The 22,236-nt window shown below is 68.6% G+C and carries 20 protein-coding genes and 1 pseudogene; 10 read left to right on the top strand and 11 right to left on the bottom strand.

Annotated elements, in window-relative coordinates; all coding sequences use genetic code 11:
* Positions 1 to 63: 63 nt before the first annotated feature.
* Together LDQ05_RS01920 and LDQ05_RS01915 are read right to left on the bottom strand one after the other, a co-directional pair.
* Positions 64 to 1,188 (bottom strand): PQQ-dependent sugar dehydrogenase, encoded by a 1,125-nt coding sequence (locus tag LDQ05_RS01920; RefSeq protein ID WP_372461014.1) that lies wholly within the window; start codon positions 1,186 to 1,188, stop codon positions 64 to 66.
* Positions 1,176 to 2,252 carry an alanine racemase gene (locus LDQ05_RS01915; RefSeq protein WP_226435208.1) on the bottom strand — a complete coding sequence of 359 codons (1,077 nt, stop codon included), beginning with the start codon at positions 2,250 to 2,252 and terminating at the stop codon, positions 1,176 to 1,178. Before LDQ05_RS01915 ends, LDQ05_RS01920 begins: the two co-directional genes overlap by 13 nt.
* Positions 2,253 to 2,530: 278 nt before the next feature.
* Between LDQ05_RS01915 and LDQ05_RS01910 the strand changes: the two genes are divergently transcribed.
* The 4 genes from LDQ05_RS01910 to LDQ05_RS01895 all read left to right on the top strand — a co-directional run bounded on the left by LDQ05_RS01910 (position 2,531) and on the right by LDQ05_RS01895 (position 6,294).
* Positions 2,531 to 3,415 (top strand): alpha/beta fold hydrolase, encoded by an 885-nt coding sequence (locus LDQ05_RS01910; RefSeq protein ID WP_226435207.1) that lies wholly within the window; start codon positions 2,531 to 2,533, stop codon positions 3,413 to 3,415.
* On the top strand, positions 3,412 to 3,882 hold the full coding sequence (locus tag LDQ05_RS01905; protein WP_226435206.1) for a nitroreductase family deazaflavin-dependent oxidoreductase: 471 nt from the start codon (positions 3,412 to 3,414) through the stop codon (positions 3,880 to 3,882). The genes LDQ05_RS01910 and LDQ05_RS01905 overlap by 4 nt, the downstream gene beginning before the upstream one ends.
* A gap of 305 nt (positions 3,883 to 4,187) precedes the next feature.
* Entirely contained in the window at positions 4,188 to 5,414 is a 1,227-nt protein-coding gene (locus tag LDQ05_RS01900) for an acyl-CoA dehydrogenase family protein (RefSeq protein ID WP_226435205.1), read from the top strand.
* A 145-nt stretch (positions 5,415 to 5,559) separates the two neighbouring features.
* Entirely contained in the window at positions 5,560 to 6,294 is a 735-nt protein-coding gene (locus LDQ05_RS01895; RefSeq protein WP_226435204.1) for a TetR/AcrR family transcriptional regulator, read from the top strand.
* A gap of 20 nt (positions 6,295 to 6,314) precedes the next feature.
* Here the strand turns inward: LDQ05_RS01895 and LDQ05_RS01890 are convergent, their stop codons facing one another.
* On the bottom strand, positions 6,315 to 7,883 hold the full coding sequence (locus LDQ05_RS01890; protein WP_226435203.1) for an ABC-F family ATP-binding cassette domain-containing protein: 1,569 nt from the start codon (positions 7,881 to 7,883) through the stop codon (positions 6,315 to 6,317).
* A 196-nt stretch (positions 7,884 to 8,079) separates the two neighbouring features.
* Between LDQ05_RS01890 and LDQ05_RS01885 the strand changes: the two genes are divergently transcribed.
* Complete coding sequence (locus LDQ05_RS01885) at positions 8,080 to 9,876, top strand: penicillin-binding transpeptidase domain-containing protein (RefSeq protein ID WP_226435202.1); 1,797 nt, start codon at positions 8,080 to 8,082, stop codon at positions 9,874 to 9,876.
* A 100-nt stretch (positions 9,877 to 9,976) separates the two neighbouring features.
* Positions 9,977 to 11,656: an NTF2-like N-terminal transpeptidase domain-containing protein gene (locus LDQ05_RS01880; RefSeq protein ID WP_226435201.1), complete on the top strand. Its 1,680-nt coding sequence runs from the start codon at positions 9,977 to 9,979 to the stop codon at positions 11,654 to 11,656.
* Between the two features lie 36 nt (positions 11,657 to 11,692).
* On the opposite strand, the gene LDQ05_RS01875 is transcribed toward LDQ05_RS01880, so the two are convergent.
* The 5 genes from LDQ05_RS01875 to LDQ05_RS01855 all read right to left on the bottom strand — a co-directional run bounded on the left by LDQ05_RS01875 (position 11,693) and on the right by LDQ05_RS01855 (position 16,974).
* Entirely contained in the window at positions 11,693 to 13,147 is a 1,455-nt protein-coding gene (locus LDQ05_RS01875) for a peptide MFS transporter (RefSeq protein ID WP_226435200.1), read from the bottom strand.
* A gap of 64 nt (positions 13,148 to 13,211) precedes the next feature.
* Complete coding sequence (locus LDQ05_RS01870; RefSeq protein ID WP_226435199.1) at positions 13,212 to 13,592, bottom strand: DUF3054 domain-containing protein; 381 nt, start codon at positions 13,590 to 13,592, stop codon at positions 13,212 to 13,214.
* Between the two features lie 43 nt (positions 13,593 to 13,635).
* The gene (locus LDQ05_RS01865) at positions 13,636 to 14,190 is read right to left on the bottom strand and encodes a YceI family protein (RefSeq protein ID WP_226435198.1); all 555 of its coding nucleotides are present in this window, start codon (positions 14,188 to 14,190) and stop codon (positions 13,636 to 13,638) included.
* A gap of 128 nt (positions 14,191 to 14,318) precedes the next feature.
* On the bottom strand, positions 14,319 to 15,458 hold the full coding sequence (locus tag LDQ05_RS01860) for a lysylphosphatidylglycerol synthase transmembrane domain-containing protein (RefSeq protein WP_226435197.1): 1,140 nt from the start codon (positions 15,456 to 15,458) through the stop codon (positions 14,319 to 14,321).
* Between the two features lie 40 nt (positions 15,459 to 15,498).
* On the bottom strand, positions 15,499 to 16,974 hold the full coding sequence (locus LDQ05_RS01855) for an adenylate/guanylate cyclase domain-containing protein (RefSeq protein WP_226435278.1): 1,476 nt from the start codon (positions 16,972 to 16,974) through the stop codon (positions 15,499 to 15,501).
* A 204-nt stretch (positions 16,975 to 17,178) separates the two neighbouring features.
* Between LDQ05_RS01855 and macS the strand changes: the two genes are divergently transcribed.
* Positions 17,179 to 18,327, top strand: coding sequence for a MacS family sensor histidine kinase (macS, locus tag LDQ05_RS01850; protein WP_226435196.1), 1,149 nt, complete (start codon positions 17,179 to 17,181; stop codon positions 18,325 to 18,327).
* Entirely contained in the window at positions 18,320 to 18,964 is a 645-nt protein-coding gene (locus tag LDQ05_RS01845) for a LuxR C-terminal-related transcriptional regulator (protein ID WP_226435195.1), read from the top strand. Before macS ends, LDQ05_RS01845 begins: the two co-directional genes overlap by 8 nt.
* A 238-nt stretch (positions 18,965 to 19,202) precedes the next feature.
* On the opposite strand, the gene LDQ05_RS01840 is transcribed toward LDQ05_RS01845, so the two are convergent.
* The 3 genes from LDQ05_RS01840 to LDQ05_RS01830 form a co-directional block, all read right to left on the bottom strand.
* Positions 19,203 to 19,481 carry a hypothetical protein gene (locus tag LDQ05_RS01840; protein WP_226435194.1) on the bottom strand — a complete coding sequence of 93 codons (279 nt, stop codon included), beginning with the start codon at positions 19,479 to 19,481 and terminating at the stop codon, positions 19,203 to 19,205.
* 1 nt (position 19,482) lies between these two features.
* Positions 19,483 to 19,917, bottom strand: a complete 435-nt coding sequence (locus tag LDQ05_RS01835; RefSeq protein WP_226435193.1) for a helix-turn-helix domain-containing protein — start codon at positions 19,915 to 19,917, stop codon at positions 19,483 to 19,485.
* A gap of 146 nt (positions 19,918 to 20,063) precedes the next feature.
* On the bottom strand, positions 20,064 to 21,080 hold the full coding sequence (locus tag LDQ05_RS01830) for a site-specific integrase (protein WP_226435277.1): 1,017 nt from the start codon (positions 21,078 to 21,080) through the stop codon (positions 20,064 to 20,066).
* 346 nt (positions 21,081 to 21,426) lie between these two features.
* On the opposite strand from LDQ05_RS01830, the gene LDQ05_RS01825 reads away from it, so the two are divergent.
* Positions 21,427 to 21,909 carry a transposase gene (locus LDQ05_RS01825; RefSeq protein WP_226435192.1) on the top strand — a complete coding sequence of 161 codons (483 nt, stop codon included), beginning with the start codon at positions 21,427 to 21,429 and terminating at the stop codon, positions 21,907 to 21,909.
* A gap of 22 nt (positions 21,910 to 21,931) precedes the next feature.
* Positions 21,932 to 22,236, top strand: a pseudogene (locus LDQ05_RS01820) (DDE-type integrase/transposase/recombinase); the annotation flags it as partial.

Below are 22,236 nucleotides of genomic sequence, written 5' to 3'. Positions count from 1 at the left end.
GTCGTCCCCGATCCCGGTGTCGCCGAACCCGTTGGCACCGAATCGATGTCGTCGACTGCGGGATCAGGGGACCTCGACGCGCAGAATCCGGTCGTCCTCCGGTCCGGGTGTCCCGCTGCTGTCGTGGTTCGACGTGGTGACCCACAGCGACCGGTCCGGCGCGACCACCACCGTCCGGAGGCGACCGTATTCGTCGGTGAAGAACTCGGTGGCCGTCGGTTGCTCGGATCCGATGTCGATGCGCCACAGGCGCTCCCCGCGGAGCGCTCCCAACCACAGTGTTCCGTCGCGATACGCGAGACCGGACGGTGACGCCTGCGCCACCGGCCACGTCAGCACCGGGTCGACGAACTCGTCGCCACCCCCGACACCTTCGACGAGCGGCCACCCGTAGTTGCCGCCCGCGACGATCAGGTTCAGTTCGTCGGCGTCGCTCTGACCGAACTCCGACGCCCACAATCGCCCCTCGTCGTCGAACGCGAGTCCTTGCACGTTGCGGTGGCCGAGCGAATACACCGGCGAGGACGGGTCGGGGTTGCCCGGTGCCGGTGCGCCGTCCGGGGTGACCCTCAGGATCTTGCCGCCGAGCGATGCGGGATCCTGCGCCAGATCCTGTTCTCCCGCTTCTCCGGTGGTGATGTAGAGCATGCCGTCCGGGCCGAACGACAGCCGCCCGCCGTTGTGTGTCGGACCGGCGGGAATGCCGTCGACGATCACCTGCGGGTCCGTCAGGGTCGTCCCGTCGAACGTGGCGCGGAAGACGCGGTTCCCGGCGGTCGTCGTCGCATACAGGTAGACGGCGCCGTCGGTATCGAAATCCGGCGACACCGCGACACCGAGCAGACCGGATTCGCGGACGGCGACGACATCGTCGACCACACCCACCTCCCGGACCGGCGCGCCGGGGGAGACGAGCAGGACCCGGCCGCTGTTGCGTTCGGTGACCAGCGCCGAACCGTCCGGCAGGAACGCCAGGCCCCACGGCGTGTCCAGGCCGGTCGCGATCACATCCGCCACGTGCGGTGCGCCGGCGACGGCCGCGCCCGGGGCGTCGTCGGCGAGGGCGGGGACGGTGGCCGTGGTCGGGGGAGCCTCCGCCGGAGAGTCCGGAGTCGAGCACGCCACCAGGGGTATCGCCACGGCCACGGCCGCGACGAACCGCAACCGTACGGTCGTCACGTCGTACATCCTCTCGCAGCGACCCGCCACCGGTCCAGTGTCGAGCCGTCCGAGTCGACGACGACGAGGTCGTCGGCGAGGTTCACGGCGTTGCACACGTGATTCGGGACGACCCGGACGCGGTCACCGAGACCCGGTCGGGTGGCCGTGCCGGGCCACCGGACGGTGGCGTGATGCTCCGACAGCGCGGCGATACGAGCGTCGGGGACGCCGAGGATCCGACCGTATCCGGTGGCCCACGGTGCGCGGTCGGCACCGAGCGTCTTGCTGCCCGCATCCAGCACCACGACGTCGTCGCGCGCGGACACCACCGTCGCCAGGGCGGTCAGAGCGACATCGGATCCGGCGATCACACCCAACTCGAGTTGCTGGGCGTCGCCGAAGACGTAGACCCCGGGGCGAAGTTCCGTCGCCGCAGAAGCAACCCCGATCGGTGCCGTCGGTGATGATCCTCCGCTCACGATCAGGGGACCGGTGGAGGAGCTCCGCAGGCTCGCGGACGCCGCTGCGAGCGCGTCCGCCTCGTCCGCTGCCGCCGCACCGGGAAGACCCGGTCCGTACGCGTGACCGGGAAACGTGAACACACCGCGCACATCGAGGCCGGCGGCGCGCGCCGCCCCCGCGACCGCGTCGGCCCGATCCGGTGGGACACCCGTGCGATGGTGGCCGCTGTCGATCTCGACGAGCACGCCGGCGCCCGTTCCCGCGTGTCGCGCGAGCATCCGCGCTCCGTCGGCGGAATCCACACCCACGGTCAACCGGATCCGTTCGGCCAACGCGCGCACACGCGCGCCGCGCGCGGCGTCGACCCAGAGCGGATACGCGACGAACAGGTCGGTGAAACCCGCGTCCGCGAACACCTCGGCCTCCGACACCGTCGCCACCGACAGGCCGACCGCCCCGGCATCGACCTGGCGGCGTGCGATCTCGATGCACTTGTGGGTCTTGGCGTGCGGGCGCAGGTCGAGACCACGCGTGCGCGCGGACTCGGCCATCCGGGTGATGTTGCGGTCCAACACGGCGAGATCGACGACGAGGGCGGGGGTCGCGTCGATCGAGGCGAATTCGGGCATGCGGTGCGCGGGGTGTCGTGTCGTCGGGGACGTGACGCCCCGCCCTCCTTCCGGTGAGCGACGGTGGGTCCCCACATGGTCTCAGCGCACTCGGTTCGCGGCGAACGATGCATCGTCGCGCGCGGCACTTCCGGCCCGGATACCGGGGACTCGACCGGCGACGGTGCCTCTCGCCCGAACCTGTCCATCGGACGCGGTGCAGTGTGGTCGCTCCGCCCCATCCAGTACACGCCGGTCCACCCTCGAGACCGTCCACGGAGTCAGGCTAAGTTCGGGTGATGAGCAATGACAACGGTTCCGCTCCGCTGTGGTTCGTCGACGCGCTCGCGGCCCCGGTCGAGACGGGCCGCACCGACGTGGACGGTGCTTCCATCTCGTATCGGGCGTGGGGCGAGGCCGGTCGCCCCGGCGTGGTCCTCGTCCACGGCGGCATGGCGCATTCGCGCTGGTGGGACCACATCGGTCCGCAACTCGCTGCGGGCCGCCGCGTCGTCGCGCTGGATCTGAGCGGGCACGGCGACAGCGACCATCGCGAGGACTACAGCCTCGACGCCTGGGCGGCGGAGGTGCTCGCGGTCGCCGCCGCCGGTGGGATCGACGGTCGTCCCGTGCTGATCGGCCACAGTATGGGTGGCATCGTGTCGTTCGCCGCGTCGCATCTGCACGGTGATCGGTTGGCGGGTGTCGTCATCCTGGATTCCCCGATCCGGGACCTGACTCCCGAGGAACTGGAGCTGCGGATCAAGGCGGTGTCGAACGCCGGCCCACCGAAGGTGTACCCGACGGTGGAGGCCGCGGTCGCGCGGTTCCGGCTGGTTCCGCCGCAGGAACAGGCCGAACCGTACGTGTTCGACCACATCGCCCGGAACTCCCTGAAACAGGTGGACGGCGGCTACTCGTGGAAGTTCGACAATCTGCGGATGGGTCGTGAACACCGCCGCAGCCTCGAGGAGATGCGGCAGCGGTGCCCGCTCGCGTACTTCCGGTGCGAGCACGGAATCATCGGCGACGCACTCTTCGCGCAGTTGCGGAACCAGTTCGGTCCGGATGCGCTCGTCACGGAGTTGCCTGCCGCCGGACACCACCCGATGATCGATCGGCCCCTCGCGGTCGTCGCCGCCGTCCGGACGGTGCTGGCCGCCTGGCACCACCCGCGGCGATGAACCCGATCCGCTCCGTCGCGGTGCGCCTCGGTGCGAAACCGTGGTTGCCGCGGTACACGAAGCTGATCGTCGGATCCGATCGGCTGCTGCAGAGAGTCTCGCGTGGCCACATCACCCTGCTCACGGTTGCGGGTCTGCCGGGGCTGAAGCTGACCGTCCGCGGGCGTCGCAGCGGGTTGACGCGCACCACGCCGCTGCTGTGCGTGCCGCGTGACGACGGTTGGCTGGTCGCCGGGTCGAACTGGGGTGCGCCGGAGACCCCGTCGTGGGTGCACAATCTGCGTGCCGCCGAGTACGCGACCGTCGGCTACCGGGGGCGGTCGGTGCGGGTGTCGGTGCGGATCGCGGAGGGCCCCGAACGGGACGTCCTGTGGGCTGCACTGGTCGCGACGTGGCCGAACTACGAGTTGTACGCGCATCGGACGACGCGGCGCATCCCCGTGTTCGTGCTGACACCGGTGCGGTGATCTCCGCCGGTGCACTCGGCAGCCGCCGACCGATGATCGGTTCCACGAGGGGGTCGACGATGTAACCTGCTGCGACAGTGGTGAATCCGATCGCGGAGCTGTCGACGCCGAACACGGTCGCCACGAGCAGCAGTGTGGCCGCGCGGGCGGTGGCGCGTCGTCCTCGATGTGCACGGCGACGACGCCCGGCGGTGACCCCCTCGGCCGGAACTGTGATCCGGTTCACCGGTTCACCGGTTCACCGGTTCACCGGTTCGCGGGATCCACCGTATACACAGAACAGGAACGTGTTCTATATTTCGTTCATGTACGAGTGGTCAGACACAGACCTCATGTTCCGCGATGCGCTGCGCGGATTCATCGAGAAGGAAATCCGCCCCAACGTCGACAGGCTCGAGTCCGGTGAGCTGCCACCGTTCGAGATCATCCGCAAACTCTTCGCAGCATTCGGCATCGACGAGATGGCCCGGGAATCCCTCGAACGTGCACTCGAGAAGGAGGAGAAGGGGGAGAAGCCCGGCAAGAGCTCCGGCGCAATGGGTGGGTCGCCGGGTATGGCGGCACTGCTGAACATCGAGATCGCCGGTGTGAGCCTCGGCCTCGTCGCGTCGATGGGAGTGAGCCTCGGACTCACCGCGGGCACCATCCGCAGCCGCGGCACCCTCGCGCAGAAGAAGCGCTGGCTTCCCGAACTCGTCACCTTCGAGAAGGTCGGTGCGTGGGCCATCACCGAACCCGATTCCGGCTCCGACGCGTTCGGCGGCATGAAGACCACCGTGCGGCGCGACGGCGACGACTACATCCTGAACGGTCAGAAGACGTTCATCACCAACGGCCCGTACGCCGACACCGTCATCGTCTACGCCAAGCTCGACGACGGCGACACCTCGATCGACCGTCGCGACCGCAAGGTCCTCGCGTTCATCCTCGACAAGGGGATGGAGGGGCTGACACAGAGCCCACCGTTCAAGAAGATGGGGATGAACTCGTCGCCCACGGGCGAGTTGTTCTTCGACAACGTGCGGATCACCCGTGACCGTCTCCTCGGGGAGACCGAGGACGGCGGTAGGAGCGACGGAAAGGACAGCGCGAAGGAATCGTTCGCCGCCGAACGCATCGGCATCGCCTACCTGTCGCTGGGCATCATCGAGGAGTGCCTGAAGCTGTCGACCGAGTACGCGAAGTCACGCAAGCTGTGGGGCAAGGAGATCGCACAGTTCCAGCTGATCCAGCTCAAGCTCGCCGAGATGGAGATCGCGCGGGTGAACGTCCGGAACATGGTGTTCAGCGCGATCGAACGCGCACAGGCGGGTGAGCCGGTCGGGCTGGCCGAGGCGTCCGCGATGAAGCTGTACTCCTCGCGCGCGGCCACCGAGGTCGCGATGGACGCCGTCCAGCTGTTCGGAGGCAACGGCTACATGGCGGAGTACCGCGTCGAGCAGCTCGCCCGCGACGCGAAGTCGCTGATGATCTACGCGGGCAGCAACGAGATCCAGGTGACCCACATCGCGAAGGGTCTCCTGGCGGGCTGAGGTCCCGCCGCCCGAGTCGGTTCGGTTCGCCTCGGGGAGGTACGAAGACACCGCGTGGTGGTCATCGCGCGGTGTCTTCGCCTACTCTCGGTGCGGGATGACGGTGACGTCCGAACCGTGTGCGGTACCAGCGGTTTCGGGAATCGTGATCGACAACAGAATCGACGACGGGACGCGGGGAATGGCCATGGATGGCGGTGCAGTGCGTGCGGAGGGTGTGGAGAAGGATTTGCGGGCCGCGAGTGCGTTCACCGGCGCGATCGCGGGCGACGGGCGTTCGGCCCGGGGCGAACGGACCCGCCGCGCGGTCATCGACGCGCACATCTCGTTGATCCAGTCGGGTGAGCTCAAACCCACCGGTGCGCAGGTCGCCGCCCGGGCCGGGGTGTCGCTGCGGTCGCTGTGGGGGCACTTCGGGGACCTCGAGACACTGTTCGCGGCCACGGGATCCGAGATCATGCGTCGGCAGGGCGAGGCCCACGTACCCGTCGATCCGGATCTGCCGTTCGACGACCGCATCGAGCGCTTCTGCCGTCAACGCGCCGAACGTCTCGAATTCGTCGCACCGTTCGCGCGGTCGTCCGAGATCCGGGCCCCGTTCTCGCGGGAGTTGCAACGCTACCGATTCCGCTACTTCGAGAGCGCGGTGACCGAAGCCGAGATCCTGTTCTCTCGGGAACTCGCCGGACTCGACGACGTTGCCCGAAGCGAGATCCTGCAGTCCGTCGGCGTGTGCACGACATGGCCGATGTGGGTGTCCCTGCGGGACGTACTGCACCTGCAGGTGCCCGCCGCGACCGCCGTGATGACACGCGCGGTGTCGGCGCTGCTGCGTGACGCCGACACCGGGCCGTCCGCCCTGCACCACGAATCCGCCTGAGCGATCCCCGCGCGCACGGATCATCGTTCGAGGTCGACGGACCGGGTCACACCGATCTCGTCGAGGAACCGTTCGTCGTGGGACACCACCACGAGCGCACCCTCGAACGCCTGCAGTGCCTGGGTCAGGTGCGCGAGGCTCGGCAGATCGAGATTGTTGGTCGGTTCGTCGAGCAACAGCAACTGCGGCGCCGGATCCGCGGCGAGGATGATCGCGAGCGCCGCCCGCAGGCGTTCACCGCCCGACAGCACCCCGATGGGGACGTCGGCGTCGCTGCCGCGGAACAGGAAGCGCGCCAGCCTCGCCCGGATCTCCTGTGGTGGGAGATGTGGTGCGCGACGTTCGGTCTCCGCGACCACGGATCGGGAGTCGTCGAACACGTCGAGTCGCTGCGGAAGCAGGGCATGGGGCACGAGGGGGCCGGCGTCGACGATCTTCCCGAGCAGGGTCGTCTTCCCGGAACCGTTGGGGCCGCGCACCGCGATCCGTTCGGGCCCGACGATCTCGAGCGGCCCTTCCGCGACACGACGGCCCGGATGGACGACGGTGCCGGGAAGGTCCACGCGGATCTCCCGATCGTCACGGACCGCGTCCCGGGCCTGTTCGAGAGACGCCCTCGCCGCGTCGAGATTGCCCTCGTGTTCGCGCCGGTACCGCCCCGCGGATTCCTGTGCGGCCCGCTTGCGCATACCCATGACGATCTTCGGTTCGCGCTTGGTCTCGAACATCTTGCGGCCGTATCGCGCACGGCGGTCGAGGGCGACCTGGGCGGCGGCGAGTTCGCGGGCCTGCCGCCGCACGTCGCTGCGGGCGTCGCGCACCGCAGCGCGCGCCGCCTCCTGTTCGACCTCGACCATGTGCTCGTAGTCGCTGTAGCCGCCGCCGAACATGCGGAGCCGCCCGTCGCGGAGTTCGGCGATCGTATCCATGCGGTCGAGCAGCGCCCGGTCGTGTCCGGCGAGGAGGACGGTACCCGGGAAGCGGTGCAGCGCGTCGTCGAGCAGGTCGCGTGCGGCGCCGTCGAGGTTGTTGGTGGGCTCGTCGAGCAACAGGACGTCCGGCTGCTCGATCAGCCGCGCGGTGAGTGCGAGCAGGACGGTCTCGCCGCCGGACAGGGTTCCGACGGTGCGATCGAGGTCGGCATCGTCCCGGACGATCCGGTCGAGTCCGAGCCGGTGCAGCGTCGCCAGTGCCCGCTCCTCGACGTCCCAGCGGTCACCCACGGTGTCGAAGTCCGCCACGGTTCCGTCCCCGGACTCGATGCGGCGCAGGGCCGCCCGGATCTCGGCTATGCCCAGAACGGTTTCGACTCCGACCGTGGGGTCGAGCGTGATGTCCTGGGGCAGGTATGCGACGGTGCCGCGCACCGTGACCGACCCGCGTGTCGGCCTCGATGAACCTGAAATCAGTCGCAGGAGAGTCGATTTCCCCGATCCGTTGCGTCCGACCAGGCCGGTGCGCCCGGTGCCGAGGTGGGCGTCGAGTCCGTCGAAGATGCGGGTGCCGTCGGGTAGGTCGAAGGTGAGATCGGACAGCGACACGCTGCCTGATTCGAGTGCGGCGGAAGAAGGGGACGAAGGAAAGGACATGCGTGCTCCGGTGACAGCAGAGGGCGGCACGTGCGCAGTGGCACGTGGGATCGGCGACCTCTACAGGAGCAACGCTCTCTCCGTCCGTCGGGAACAGTACGTCCACCACGGTAGGAGATGCGTCGTTCGTTGCGCAACCGAATATGTCCACCGCCACGCGGCGTGTGGTCCGCGGCGCGGCGCCGCCCGATGCGGCATGATCGGGATCGTGCGATTTCGACGGAGTGCGCTTCCCGTCGCGACGGTGCTGGCCGTCGCGACGGTGGCGGGATGCAGTTCCGGACCCGACCAACCCGAGACGATCGCCGACGCGTTCGCCGCCGCCGTCGATGCCGGCGACGCGCAGACCGCGGCCGCACTGACCACCGACCCGGTTGCGGCGGAGGCCGTGCTGTCCGGATTGTTCGAGGGGCTCGGCACCGACCCGATCGTGACGGTCGCGGGGACGGGCGACGGCGACACCTTCGATCTCGACGTCGCGTGGGAGTTCGGCGACGACCGCACCTGGCGATACCGCACGAGTGGCACAGCGACGGAGCGACCCGCGTCCGACGACGACGGTTGGCGTGTGGACTGGGATCCGGGGGTGCTCGCCCCGGGCCTGACGGACGGCGAATCGTTGCGGTTCACCCCGACGACGGGCAGTCCACCGACGATCTTCGACGCCGCGGGCGGCACGTTGATGAGCGAGCAGGTCGTCACTCTCGTGAACGTCGACGCGGGGGCCGACGCGGCGGCCGTGGCGTCCCTGCTGGCAGGGCCGGCGCCGTCGATCACCACCGAGTCGATCACGTCCGGTGTCGCCGCCGGTGCGGGAGAACCGGTCACGGTGGTCGCGCTGCGCGAATCGGATCTGGCGCCGATCGAGGACGCGCTGACCGCGTTGGACGGCGTCACGCTCGTGCCGCAGCGTCGGTTGCTGATCGACGACCGCGCACTCGCGTCGCCGGTGTGGTCGGGCCTCGAACAGCTGTGGCAGGAGGGGCAGGCGGCGAGCGCGGGTTGGGCGGTGCAGGAGGTGGCCGCGGACGGCACCGTGACGACGGTCGCGGGCGCGGATGCGGTCGACGCCCCGGATCTGCACACGACCGTGGATCCCGATCTGCAGTCCCGCGCGGAGGCCGCGCTGGCATCGCTCGACACCCCCGCGGCAATCGTCGGTATCGACGCGTCGACCGGCGCGATCCGTGCGGTCGCGCAGAACTCCGCTGCCGACGCGCAGGGGCCGATCGCTCTCACCGGGCTGTACCCGCCGGGATCGACGTTCAAGACGGTGACCACGTCCGCGGTGTTGCAGGCGGGTGCGGCCGCGCCCGACACCGTTCTGCCGTGCCCGGGTGTAGCAACGATCGGTGATCGGACGATTCCCAACGACGAGAGCTTCGATCTGGGGGAGGTGCCGTTGCACACCGCGTTCGCACAGTCGTGCAACACCACGATGGCGCAGCTCGCCGTGGACCTGCCGGCGGGAGCGCTGACCGACGCCGCGCTGCAGTTCGGGTTGGGTGTCGACTATGTCACGCCGGGCCTGGTGACGGTCACGGGAAGTGTGCCCCCGGCGGAGTCGACCGCGCAGCGCGTGGAGGAGTCGATCGGGCAGGGGCAGGTCACCGCGTCACCGTTCGGGATGGCGCTCGTGGCGGCCTCGATCGTCGCGGAGGGGACCCCGGCGCCGACGATCGTCGAGGGGCGTCCCGCCACCGCCGACATCGATGTCGCGCCGGTGCCCGCGGACACGGCGGATCGACTGCGAACGATGATGCGCGAGACCGTAACCGGCGGTACCGCCAACGCGGTCGCCGACATTCCGGATCTGATCGGGAAGACGGGGACCGCGGAGTACGCTGGCACCAGCGATGCGTCGGGGGACTCGGCCGGGGCTCACGGATGGTTCATCGGGGCACAGGATAACCTGGCGTTCGCAGTGTTCGTCGAAGGGGCAGGCGCGTCGGCTCCAGCTGTGCTCGCCGCTGGACGATGGCTGAGGGGGTGATCTCCGCGTATCCGCGACGGAAATTGCGTAGTGCAATCGTGACGGCTTCGTAGGCCACTCGTGCTTGTTGCTGGTGTTACTCGAGTGAAGGTTGATGAGTATGAGTTCTCGAGAGTGGCTGCGCGCCCGGCGTGTCCGCGTTGTCGCCCTCGCCGCGGCCGTGGCGGTGCTCGCCGCCGTCGGGCTCACCGCGTTCATGCTGAACGACCCGCGGAGTGACGCACAGAAACTCGTCGACGACTTCGTCGCGGCTCTCGACGACCGCGACGCCGCCGCGGCCGCGGCCCTGACCTCGTATCCCAATGCGGCCGAACCCGCCATCGCCCAGATGTTCGACGGACTGTCCGACGGCCGGGGAGACTACGCCGTGTCCCAACTCGTCGAACTCACGGAGGATTCCGGCTACTTCACGCTCTCGACCGAGTGGGATTTCGGCGAGGACAAGCAGTGGCACTACCAGGTCGCCGGCGCAGTGCGGAAACTCGCCGTGGGGTGGCGCGTGTCGTGGAGCCCGGACGTCATCGTCCCCGATCTCGCCGCCGACCGCACCGTCCACTACGTGCGCACCGACGCTGCCCCACCGAAGATCTTCGATCGCTTCGGCAAGCCGCTGATGGAGGAACAGACCATCAACGCCGTGGTCCTCGACCCCGCGAACATGCCCGATCCGGTCGGAACCACCACCCGGCTCGCGGAGGTGCTCGCGCCGGTGGCACCGGTCATCACCGCCGAATACATGCAGCAGCGGCTCGCCGAAGCGAAGGGCGAGCGGATCACCGCGGTCAAACTCCGCGACCAGGACTACCAGTTCCTCGAGGACGACATCGTCCCCATCCCCGGCGTCCGAGTGTTCAGCGACCCCACCCTGATCAGCTCCGACCGGCGCATCTCCACGCCGTTGCTCGATTCTCTGCGCTCGGCGTGGCAGCTCGAACGCGACCGCACCGCCGGGTGGGCGGTCACGCTCGAGGATCCCGAGGACGGACCCGTCCAGGTCGCCGGGTATCAGGGCCCGCCCCCGCCCGATCTGACCTCGACCGTGGACTCGCACATCCAGCTGGCTGCGAAGGAAGCCGTCGTGACGGTCGGCACCCCCGCCGCGCTCGTCGCGATCCAGCCGTCGACGGGCGGCATCCTCGCCCTCGGCGTGAACAACCAGGCGATGGAGATGGGTGCGGTCGCCACCCGCGGGCTCTACCCGGCCGGGGGTGTTCTCGACCCGGTGCGTGTGGCCGCGGGTATCGAACGGGACGTCGATCCGGCGACGGTGAGCACCGACGACCTCGCCGAGACCGCGAGCCGTCTCGGTCTCGGTCTCGACTACGCCGTGCCCGGGTTCGAGTTCGAAACGGCGCAGGTCGGCCAGGGGAGGTCGGGGGTCGTGCAGTTCGCGGGAGCCGACAGCGACGGGGACGCGACGATCAGCCCGCTCGGTGCCGCCCTGCTCGCGGCGTCGATCGCGCGCGGCGGGGTTCCCGCGCCGATGCTCGTGCAGGGGCAGCCCGCCACGATCGCCGACGCACCCGACGCCCTGCCCGCCGACGCCGTCGACGCGCTGCGCGCAATGATGGTGGACGACGTCCGGAACGGTGCGGCATCGTATCTGAAGGGGCATCCGGGTCTCGCCGGCATCGCCGCAGCCAGCGGCGACGACCGGTGGTTCTACGGATACACCGGTGACGTCGCGTTCGCGATCTATGTCGCCGACGCCGACGGCGGCGACCGCGCCGTGAAGATGGCCGACCGCTTCCTCACCGAGATGGCGAAGCCGGCCGAATGACCCGGCGCCGCGCTGTCCGGCCGGTCGCGGAACCGGTCAGTGCACGCCCTGCATGAGCTTGCGGATCCACGGTGAGCACAGCGCCAGAACGACACCGATGGTGATCGACGCGCCGCCGATCCACAGGAAGTACGGGGTTTCGTCGTTCTCGTCGTAGTACTTGGCCAACGTCCCCGCCATGGCCGTCCCGAGCGCCACTGACAGGTAGAACAACGCCACCATCTGCGTGTGGAAGTTCTTCGGGGCGAGTTTCGTCGACAACGACAGGCCCACCGGCGACAGGAACAGTTCCGCCATCGTGAACAGGAACAGGATGCCGATCAGGCCGAGCAGCGGCGCACTGTTCGGACCACCGCCACCCATCGGGATGAAACCCAGGAACGCGATACCCATGATGATCGTGCCGATCGCGAACTTGATCGGTGACGACGGCTGGCGCGGCCCGAGCTTGGTCCAGGCCGCGGCGAACACCCCGGCGAAGACGATGATGAAGACGGGGTTGATGGACTGCACCCACGACGGTGGGAACTCCCAACCGAACAGGTTGCGGTCCAGCCGGGTGTCGGAATACACGGCGACGGTCGTGAACTGCTGCTGGAACAGCGACCAGAACGCGGCGCTCGCGAGGAACATCGGGATGAACGACCACACCCGGCTGCGCTCGACGGGTGTGATCTGCCGGCTCGTCAGGATGAGGACGAAGTACGCGACCGACGCGACGATCGTCGACGCCACGACGATGTCGGACATGTTCCCGCTGGTGATGACACCGGTCGCGGCGAGGACCGCGACGACGACGACCGCGACGATCCCGATTCCGGCGACCCGCAGCCTCAGGTCGGACGGCAGCGGATGCGGTGGATACCTGCCGATGTCGCCGAACTGGTGGCGATAGATCGTGTACTGGGTGAGACCGAGGAACATGCCCACCGCGGCGAGCCCGAAGCCCCAGTGGAATCCGTAACGGGTCTGCATGAACCCGGTGAGCAACGGTCCGAGAAGCGCGCCGATGTTGATGCCCATGTAGAAGATGGAGAACCCGGCGTCGCGCCGGTCGTCGCGTTCGTCGTACAGGTCGCCGACCATCGACGTGGCGGTGGCCTTGAGGCCACCGCTGCCGAACGCGACGCACACCAGGCCGACACCGACACCGAGGAAACCGGGCAGGACCGCGAGGGAGATGTGCCCCAGCATGATGAGCACGGCACTGTAGAACAGGGTGCGTTCGGCACCGAGGAGTCGGTCGGCGATCCACGCGCCGAGGATGGTCGACAGATACACGGTGCCGCCGTAGGCGCCGACGATCGACGTCGCGGCGGCCTGGCTGATCCCCAGTCCACCCTCCGAGACGGAGTAGTAGAGGTAGTAGATGAGGATGCCCTGCATGCCGTAGAACGAGAACCGCTCCCACATCTCGACACCGAAGAGGTTGGCGAGGGGGAGCGGTTGCCCGAAGAACCTGCGGTCGTGCGGTGTGACGGTCTCGCTCATGGGTGCAACTGTGGCACCGGTGAGGACGGTGTGGTGACGAATCCGCACGCTTCGTGCGGGATCGTCATCGGGAGTGGGCGTTGCGTCGGGTGACGACCCGTGCGATCAGGCGCCAGCCGACGAGGAACAGGCCGAGGAACACGGTGGCGACGACGATGAACGCGCCGGCGGTGCCCTGACCGGTGACTGCGCGCAGCACCATGCCGATCACGAGTGTGCTCAGCCAGAGGAGGACACCGGTGGGCACGGCGGCGCGCGCGTCGAACTTGTCGCGGTAGAGCCATGCGGTGAGAAACCATCCCGCGGTCAGACCGCCGAGGAACGGCCATGCCGTTCCGGCGAGACCGACGATGTCGAGTGCCTCGTCGTGACTGGAACGTCCGAGCGCGGCGAACACCACGACCAGAACGACATCGACGATCAGCGCGGGCGCGTACTTTCTCACGGACCCAGGGTATCCCCGACACGCCGGTCTCCCGGCAGAGGCATCATGCCTGCTGAAGGGCCTCGATCTCGAGGTTGATGGTGATCTTGTCGCCGACCACCGCGCCGCCGCCTTCGAGGGGCATATCGATGCTGATGCCGAAGTCCTTGCGGTTGATCACGGTGGTGGCCTCGAAGCCGGCGACCGGGCCGTGGCCCATACCGGGATTGACGCCGTTGAACTCGAGCTTCAGTTCGACCGGTCGGGTGACACCGTGGAGGGTGAAGTCGCCGGTGAGCACGTGGTCGGAGCCGTCGGCGCGCACACCGGTCGAGGTGAAGGTCGCGGTGGGGAATTGCTCGGCGTCGAAGAAATCGGCGGAGCGGATGTGCGCGTCGCGGTCGGCGTTGCGGGTGCTGATCGACGCGACCGAGATCTCGGCGGTCACGGACGGGGTGCCGTCCGCAGCGACGGTGACGGCACCGGAGAAGTCCTCGAACGAGCCGCGGACCTTGCTGACCATCAGGTGCCGGACGGTGAAGCCGACGTTCGAATGGACGGCGTCGATGACCCAGGTTCCTGCGGTGAGGCCGGGGAAGGTGGTGGTGGCGGTGGTCATGGCAACTCCTCGTAGCGCAGTGGTGTAGGTGAAGTTTCAACTTCTTTCATTGAAGTTTCAACCTTCTGGGCACAGCATGTCACCCTTGTAGTTGCGTTGTCAACCAGTTTTGGGAAATCGGTTGCTCGTCAGGTGGGGGCGGCGCTCCCGACCCCGCCGTCCGCCTCGGGGACCGCGACCGGCCGCGGAGCGGTGCCCGCTGCCGGCCCGCCGTCCGCGACGGCCTCGAACTCGCGACCGATCCGCACCTCGCGGTACAGCAGAGCGACCGTCGACCAACCCACGAGCGCCACGAAGACGACGCTCACGACCCGGTACACGAACACCGCGGCGAGGGACTGCGATGCGCTCAGCCCCGCCGCGGTGAGCGTCGCGATCAGCGTGCCGTCGACGAATCCCAGGCCGGCGGGAGCCAACGGCACACTGCCGACGGCCTTCGCCGCGGCGAAGGCGATCAGCAGTCCCGCCGCCGTGGGCTGCCCGCCCACCGCGAGGCACGCCAACCCGAGACAGGCCGCATCGAACACGCGATGCACACCGGACCAGGCCAGCGCCCCGGCGGCGTCCCGCCGACGTAGTTCGACGGCCTCCAGTTGCGCCAGCGCGCGTGCGAGCGCATCGGACCCCGTACCGTGGGGTCTCTTGCGGACGCGGTTGTACACACCGAGGATCCGGACACCGGTGGATTCGATCGACGACGGGTTCCGCACCACGTGCCGCAGCCCGTATCCGAGGGCCGTCACACCCGCCAGGGACAACGCCAGGGTCAGCGGGCTGGCGCTGGACCCGACCGCCAGCGCACCGCAGACACCCAGCGCCGTGAGCGTGCCCGTCGAAATGACACCCGCCACCGCGAGCTGCCACGACGCGACGACCGGAGTCGCACCCCACCGACGGGTCTGCCGGTACGTGAACGCCGTCGAGAACACCGTCCCGGCGGGCATGGTCACGGCGATCGCCGTGGATGCGTACACCACGGACGTCGCCCGCAGATGCCCGACGTACACACCGGCGGCCCGCAGCAGTCGCTGCTGCATTCCGGTGAATCCGACCAGCGAGATCATCTGCGCGAACACGCATGCGACGACCCAACCCCAGCTCATGTCGGTCAACGCCCGCCACGACGAACTCATCGTCGGCCACAGGTACAGGGTCTCGGCCGTCAGCAACGCGGCGAGCGCGAACCCCAGCGCCCACCGGACCCACCCGAAGCGGCCCCGCCGCGGTTCAGCGGCGGGGCCGGGTGGGTCGTCGTGGTTCCGGGCCACCGGACCAGGGTATCCACACCGCGTCGCGGAGCCGGACGGGCTACCCGTCCGCGGAGTCGGAGCCGGGGAACTGCAAGGGCCACGCGAGGTGCGTCATACGCCGCCGTCCGCGCAGCTGGACCTCGTCCCCGAGCTCCCAGTGACCGCGCTCCTCGTCGTCGGCGAAGTACAGGGCGCTCGACGACGCCAGCACCCGGCTCGGCCGCAGTTTCGCCAGCTCGGTGAGCCGCGAAGCCTCGTTCACCGGGTCGCCGATCACCGTGTACTCGAACCGCTCCGCGGCACCGATGTTGCCGGCGACCGCCAGCCCCGCCGACACCCCGATCCCGATGTCGAGCCCGGTGATCTCGTTCAGCGCGAATCGCAGTTCGCGCGCCGCGGCGAGCGCCGCCGTCGGTGCGTCCGGACGGTCGAGGGGAGCACCGAAGATCACCAGCGCGGCGTCACCCATGAACTTGTTGACGAAGCCGTGGTGCCGGTCGACGACGTCGACGACCACTCGGAAGAATTCGTTGAGCAGGTCCACGACCTCACTGGGCGGTCGTTCCGCGGCCGTCGCGGTCGACCCGACCATGTCGACGAACAGCACCGCCACGTACCGGGTCTCCCCGCCGAGTTCGGTGCCGTACTGCAGAGCGCGCCGCGCCACATCCTCACCGACGTGCTGACCGAACAGTTCGCGCAACCGGCGCCGCTCGTCGGACTCGGCCATCATCCGGTTGAAGCCCACCTGCAGACGACCGATCTCGCTGCCGTCGAACACCTCGACCTGCACACCCGTCGCGCCCCGCTGCACCCGTTCGATGGCCCAGCGCAGTTGCTTGACCGGGTCGGAGATCTGGGACGACGTCAGCAACGACAGCACGAGAGCCAACCCGATCGCCACCGCCGCCAGCGCGAGCACCGACCACGCGAGCGCGTCGCCGCCGAAGTCCTCCTTCGCCGTCAGCTGGGTGACACACAGCAGGACGATGCCGGCGACCGGCATCAGCGTGCCCAACCCCCACGTCATCGCGAGGCGGGTACCGACGCCCGGTGTCATCGTCCGGTCGAAATTGCCCTCGCTCAGGGCCCGCGCCGCCACCGGACGCAGGATGCGTTCGCCGAGCATGTACGTGAACCCGAAGGTGCTGGTCGCGGCCATCGCGACGGTCGTTGCGACGGCGATCGCCAGCGACGGCATCTCCTCCGCGGTCAGGAAGACGAACAGCACACCGCCGAGCAGCCACAGCACCAGGTGGACGATGGCCTGCCGGAGCGGTGCGTGCAGCGCAGCCATCTGCTCGGAGTGCGTCGGCGGGCCACCCCGCAACTGCCAGCGCACCACCGAGCGCAGCATCGTCGCCGCCGCGGTCAGACTCACCACCCCGGCGAACCCGAGATACACGGCGAACACCCCGAAATTGCGGACCCGGTCGGCGATGATTCCCTGGCTTTCGTCGAACGGGATGCCGTACCGGACGAACGCGAACACGAGCATCGCGCCGAACAGATTCGACGCGCCCATCGAGACCATGTAGAGCGGCCAGCGACTACGCAGAGTCGCGGCGACGGCTCGATAGGACCTCAACACGACTTCCCATCAAACCATTGTGCGAACGGTCACACCGCCACCTGGTCTCGGTACGTCATCACCGGTGGTTGGATTCTCCGGGTATCGACCGGGTATCGACCGGGCATCGGAACGCCCGGACCAGCCGGATCCAGGAGAGGGATCGACATGACGGCGGAAGTTCGGAGAACCGATCCCGACGCACCACTGTGGCGCGCCGCGCAGGTGTTCCGGCTGGTCACCGTGGTGTACGCGGTCAGCTCCCATTTCTCGACCGTCGGCAACTACACCAACCCGAACCTGGCGTGGTTCTTCGTCGCGTTGCTGGTCGCCTGGTCGCTGGTCTCCGCGGGGCTGCTCGCGTACGGTCCGCAGCTGCGCACCATCGTCGTGATCGTCGACCAACTCGCCGCCGTCGGGCTCATGGCTGCGACCCGGCTCGTCGCCGACCACGAGTGGTACTCGAACCACCAGACGATGCCGACGACACTGTGGGTCGCGAACTCGGTGATCTCCGCGGCCGTCTACGGTGGGCCCGCCGTCGGTACCGCATCGGCACTGGCGATGGCCACGGTCAGTGCGGTGGTCCGCGACCAGATCAACCTCGACCTGTGGCGCGACGCGACCGCCCCCGTTCTCGTGGCGTGCGGAGTCGCCATGGGCTTCGCCACGGTCACCGCGCGGCACGCGCACCGCCAACTCGAGCAGGCCGCGCGGGTGGCCGCCGCGACCGAGGAACGCGACCGGCTCGCACGACAGGTCCACGACGGCGTCCTCCAGGTGCTGGCGCTCGTGCAGCGTCGCGCGACCGAGACCGGCGCGGTCGGCGCCGACCTCGCGCGGCTGGCCGGTGAGCAGGAGGAAGCGTTGCGCAGACTCATCTCGGAGCAGGACACCGACGTCGACCGCGGTGGTGAACGCGTGGATCTGACGGCGCTGCTGCGCGCCCGCGCCGATGCGAGCGTGACGGTGTCGGCACCCGCAGAACCCGTCGTCCTCGCCCGAGCCCTCGCCGAGGAACTCGCGGCGCTCGCGTCGACCGCACTGGACAACACCGCGCTGCACGCCGGACCCGACGCGCGTGCGTTCGTGTTGCTCGAGGATCTCGGAGACGAGATCGTGTTGTCCATCCGCGACGACGGCGTCGGGATCGCCGCGGGACGGCTCGACGAAGCCACCGCGCAGGGCCGGATGGGTGTGTCGAAGTCCATCGTCGGGCGTGCACAGTGGCTCGGTGGGGTCGCGGTGCTCGACTCCGCTCCGGGTGAGGGCACAGATTGGGAGATTCGGGTACCGAAGGAGAAGTCGCATGGCTGAGATCACCGTGATGGTGGTCGACGACCATCCGATCTGGCGTGCGGCGGTGGCCCGCGACCTCGATGCCGCCGGATTCCGGGTGGTGGCGGAAGCGGACGGCGTCGCCGCTGCGGGTCGTCGCGCCGCGGTCGTGCAGCCCACCGTGGTGCTGATGGACATGTCGTTGACCGACGGCAGCGGCACCGACGCGACCCGATCGGTCCTCGCGGCGTCGCCGCGATCCCGGGTGCTGGTGCTGTCCGCGTCGTCCGAGCGTGACGACGTGCTCGGAGCGGTGAAGGCCGGTGCGTCCGGCTACCTCGTCAAGAGTGCCTCGGCGCCGGAACTCGTCGACGCGGTCGTTCGGACCGCTGCGGGGCACGCCGTGTTCACTCCCGGTCTGGCGGGTCTGGTACTGGGCGAGTACCGGCGTATCTCGGCGACGGGACCGAAGGGTGGTGCGGGGCCGTCGCTCACCGAACGGGAGACCGAGGTGCTGCGGCTCGTCGCGAAGGGACTGTCCGCGAAGCAGATCGCGTCGAAACTGGTCCTGAGTCATCGCACCGTGGAGAACCACGTGCAGGCGACACTGCGCAAACTGCAACTCGCCAACCGGGTGGAACTGACCCGGTACGCGATCGAGCAGGGCCTGGACTGAGAGCGCATCCGAAACTCCGGCCACCCACCTGCGGGAAGGACCACCCCGGCAGGAACGCCATCTCATAACCCCACCCGATTACGCTGTCTACCCGTCGACACCACATGCTCCGGCGCAGGGTGCTCGCACCCGCAGCGGCGAGTGCCCGCATCGGAGGCAATTCCCCATCGTGTACCGGTCGAGACTTCCGGTCGCTGGTCGCTCTCGTAGTGCCTCGCGGGCTCCGCCTCATCTGGGGTCAGTGCCTTGACTCGATCCGCTCGCGCAGCGTGTCAACGTATCCGGCAGCAGATGCTGCTATGCGTACGCGGGCGCTTCCCGGCGTTGATGCCCGCAGCCTGCTCAGAGTGTCGGTGGGGATGTCCGGTCGGTCGGCAGCCAGATTGCGGAACGTTTCGTCGAGAATCTTCTCGGTCCACCGGGCGTGCACAAGTCCGGTCTGGGCAAGGCGAATCAGTACGTCGCGAAGCACGTTCGGGTACAGCACATTCGCGTCGTAGAGCACGGTGAAGGTCACGTCAGTGGAGTCCGAGTTCTTCGGACAGCGCGGCAAGGTCGTCGGCGGCACGACGCGCGTCGCCCTGCTGGGTGCGTCGGTATTCGAGAAGCGACGAGGCCAGGATCCGGCGATGCCGGCCCACCAGCCGGTATCGGATGTGGCCTTGGTCGAGGAGTTTGATCACGTGCGGGCGCGACACGTTGAGCAGTTCGGCGGCCTGCTGGGTGGTGAGCTCGGCGTGTGCCGGGACCACGGTCACACCCTGGCCGGCCGCCATATTCGCCAAGACCTCTCTGATCAGCTCCAGGGCGGAACTCGGCAGATGAACGGCCTCCGACGTCCCGGTGACGGTGACATCGAATGTGCTATCGCCGGGTTTGACGTCCCGTAGGGCGTTGAGTGCCTGTCGTGCCTGTTCCTGCTCCACGGTGCTGGGATTTTCGATGGCAGACATGCCGCACCTCCTCCAAATGCAATATACGCAGTAATCGAAATAAACGCAATACTCCGATATGCCGGCTCGGGTCCGTCATGAGGAAGACCTTCGCGATCCGGTGTGCGGTTTGGGGGCACGCCGGCTCAGAGATGTCGAGTCGTGGATTACAGTCCGTCCAGCACCGCGAGGAGTTCATCGAACAGCGCATCGGCACGGTCTGCGATCTCGTCGAAGACATCACCGAGGCCCTCGAAGCTGTCGTGGTCGCGGCGGCGGGCAGCGGTGCCTCGTTCGTAGTAGGACTGGTCGAGCTCGATCGCAGGCTCAATCCAACTGCTGGAGGCATCGTCGTGCTTGCGCTGGCGCATCGGCAGCGCCTTGCGTATCGGGGCATGTCCGGACACATACGCCCGCACCAGCGCCGACACCGACTGCGACGTCATCGACTCGCCATACGGCAGATGCCCCCAGCGGTCGATCGGCACCAACAACGGCTGCCGTCCCCGCCGCCCCGTGAGCGGCTCCCGCACCACGTCACCCGACTCGAGCAGATGCTGCCGCAGCAGATCGGTGCTGTGATGCTCATCGAGGAACGCGTGGATCTCCGCCCATCGGCGGAAGATCGACACGGCCGGATTCTCGCAGGTCTCGGGATCTGCAGTCAGACAGAACCGTTCACCCTCGCGGGTGGTGGCCACGACTATCCCGGTGTCGACGATGACGTCGCAGCGGCGAAGCCGAGTCGCCTCGGTGAAACGCATACCGGTCGCGGCCAGGACCAGCAGTAGCGCGTCGCGGCGGCCGAACAGTCCGGTCGGCCACCCGGCGGTCGGCAGTTCGGTCGCCTGCTGCAGCAGAGTCTCGGCGAGCCGGTCGACACGATCGGCGCGACTGGTGTCGAGACGGCGGCGCACCTCTTCGCTGCGACCAGGCGCGGAGTACCCGTGACGCGTGTGGACTGTGTTGATCGCCGACACCCGGCGCCGCTGCGTCGTGGCCGCGGCCGGGTGTTCGCGCAGGAACAGCGCGAGTGTCTCCGGGGCGGCGGGCATGGGGGAGTGGTCGCTCGCGTGACACCAGTCGGTGAACAGGGCCCAGTCGTGCCGATACCGCGCCGGCACCAGCACCTCCGGCGCCGAGGCGCCGTTGCGGAACGCTTGGGTGACGAACCCGGCCCGCAGCGAATGCCCACCCAACTGCGCCACGAGTTCGGGGTCGTAGCCGGCGTGTGCGGCACGGCGGCGGATGATCTGGTTCACCGCGCTCCCCGACAACGCCGTGTCGGACAGGTTGCCGTTCTTGCGGATCGAGCGCACAACGGCGCGGCCGAGGCGGTGCGGGGCCGGGCCCCGCGGCACACATGCGACTCGAACGGCTCCGCGGTGCGCAGCAGCCGGATCACCGCCGGACGGCCGCCCACATCATGGGCGGCGACGACCTGGGAAGGCCCCAGCTCTGCGTCAGCCACCGCAGGTCGAAGCGGCGCTGGGTGCGGCGACCACCGGGTTGCTGGGCATCATCGCGTCGATGCACCAGGCCGTGGACGCGCTCGAAAACGAGCTGGCACGCGCATTCGACACGCACCCATGGGCGCCGATCCTCCGGTCGGTTCCGGGCCTCGGGCCGATCCTTGCAGCCCGAGTCCTCGCCGAAATCGGCGATGATCCAACACGGTTCACCACCGCTGCCGGACTCCGGGCCTTTGCGGGTACCGCGCCGATCACCCGGGCTTCGGGGCGCTCGCACTACGTCAAAGCCCGCAAGGTCCGCAACAAGCGACTCGGTGACGCCTGTCATTGGTGGGCGTTCGTAGCGCTCACCAAATCGGTCGGCGCCCGCGCACACTACGGCAAACGCCGGGCCGCCGGAGACCACCACAATGCGGCGCTGCGCAACCTCGCCAACAAGCTTCTCGGACGATTGTGGTGGTGCCTGCAGCATGGCGAACCCTGGGATGGTCACGCCGCCTGGCCCGACCTCCCGAGGGAAGCTCAGCCGGCGGCCGCTTGACATGTGACTCGCGTGGGATGTCTACATTCCGGTGGGATCGTCGTGGTTGTATTCGGCGACGGTGATCGACATCTGTTCACGTCGGGTGGTGGGGTGGTCCATCGCCGAGCACATGCGTACCGAGTTGGTCACCGACGCGCTTGCGATGGCCGTCCTCACTCGGGGTGGGGACGTGCGCGGGGTCTTCTTCCACAGTGATCGCGGAGCACAGGGTGGATTCAATCGGTCGTCGCAACACCTCGATGACGGAGGTGTGCGATGGGACACAGCAACAAGCAGACACGCCAGGCGCCGGTGGGTGCCCGACGGCAGTGGGCGGCGGATCGG

It is taken from the genome of Rhodococcus yananensis, from assembly GCF_020515525.1.
In the GTDB taxonomy this organism is placed as follows: domain Bacteria; phylum Actinomycetota; class Actinomycetes; order Mycobacteriales; family Mycobacteriaceae; genus Rhodococcus; species Rhodococcus yananensis.
This window is presented reverse-complemented; position numbering and strand designations above follow the sequence as displayed.

What these genes read in the sequence shown, in the direction of transcription:
- LDQ05_RS01920 (WP_372461014.1), bottom strand. Translation starts at nt 1,188, where the DNA reads ATGTACGACGTGACGACCGTACGGTTGCGGTTCGTCGCGGCCGTGGCC.
- LDQ05_RS01915 (WP_226435208.1), bottom strand. Translation starts at nt 2,252, where the DNA reads ATGCCCGAATTCGCCTCGATCGACGCGACCCCCGCCCTCGTCGTCGAT.
- LDQ05_RS01910 (WP_226435207.1), top strand. Translation starts at nt 2,531, where the DNA reads ATGAGCAATGACAACGGTTCCGCTCCGCTGTGGTTCGTCGACGCGCTC.
- LDQ05_RS01905 (WP_226435206.1), top strand. Translation starts at nt 3,412, where the DNA reads ATGAACCCGATCCGCTCCGTCGCGGTGCGCCTCGGTGCGAAACCGTGG.
- LDQ05_RS01900 (WP_226435205.1), top strand. Translation starts at nt 4,188, where the DNA reads ATGTACGAGTGGTCAGACACAGACCTCATGTTCCGCGATGCGCTGCGC.
- LDQ05_RS01890 (WP_226435203.1), bottom strand. Translation starts at nt 7,883, where the DNA reads ATGTCCTTTCCTTCGTCCCCTTCTTCCGCCGCACTCGAATCAGGCAGC.
- LDQ05_RS01885 (WP_226435202.1), top strand. Translation starts at nt 8,080, where the DNA reads ATGATCGGGATCGTGCGATTTCGACGGAGTGCGCTTCCCGTCGCGACG.
- LDQ05_RS01880 (WP_226435201.1), top strand. Translation starts at nt 9,977, where the DNA reads ATGAGTTCTCGAGAGTGGCTGCGCGCCCGGCGTGTCCGCGTTGTCGCC.
- LDQ05_RS01875 (WP_226435200.1), bottom strand. Translation starts at nt 13,147, where the DNA reads ATGAGCGAGACCGTCACACCGCACGACCGCAGGTTCTTCGGGCAACCG.
- LDQ05_RS01865 (WP_226435198.1), bottom strand. Translation starts at nt 14,190, where the DNA reads ATGACCACCGCCACCACCACCTTCCCCGGCCTCACCGCAGGAACCTGG.
- LDQ05_RS01855 (WP_226435278.1), bottom strand. Translation starts at nt 16,974, where the DNA reads ATGGTCTCGATGGGCGCGTCGAATCTGTTCGGCGCGATGCTCGTGTTC.
- macS (WP_226435196.1), top strand. Translation starts at nt 17,179, where the DNA reads ATGACGGCGGAAGTTCGGAGAACCGATCCCGACGCACCACTGTGGCGC.
- LDQ05_RS01845 (WP_226435195.1), top strand. Translation starts at nt 18,320, where the DNA reads ATGGCTGAGATCACCGTGATGGTGGTCGACGACCATCCGATCTGGCGT.
- LDQ05_RS01835 (WP_226435193.1), bottom strand. Translation starts at nt 19,917, where the DNA reads ATGTCTGCCATCGAAAATCCCAGCACCGTGGAGCAGGAACAGGCACGA.
- LDQ05_RS01825 (WP_226435192.1), top strand. Translation starts at nt 21,427, where the DNA reads ATGCACCAGGCCGTGGACGCGCTCGAAAACGAGCTGGCACGCGCATTC.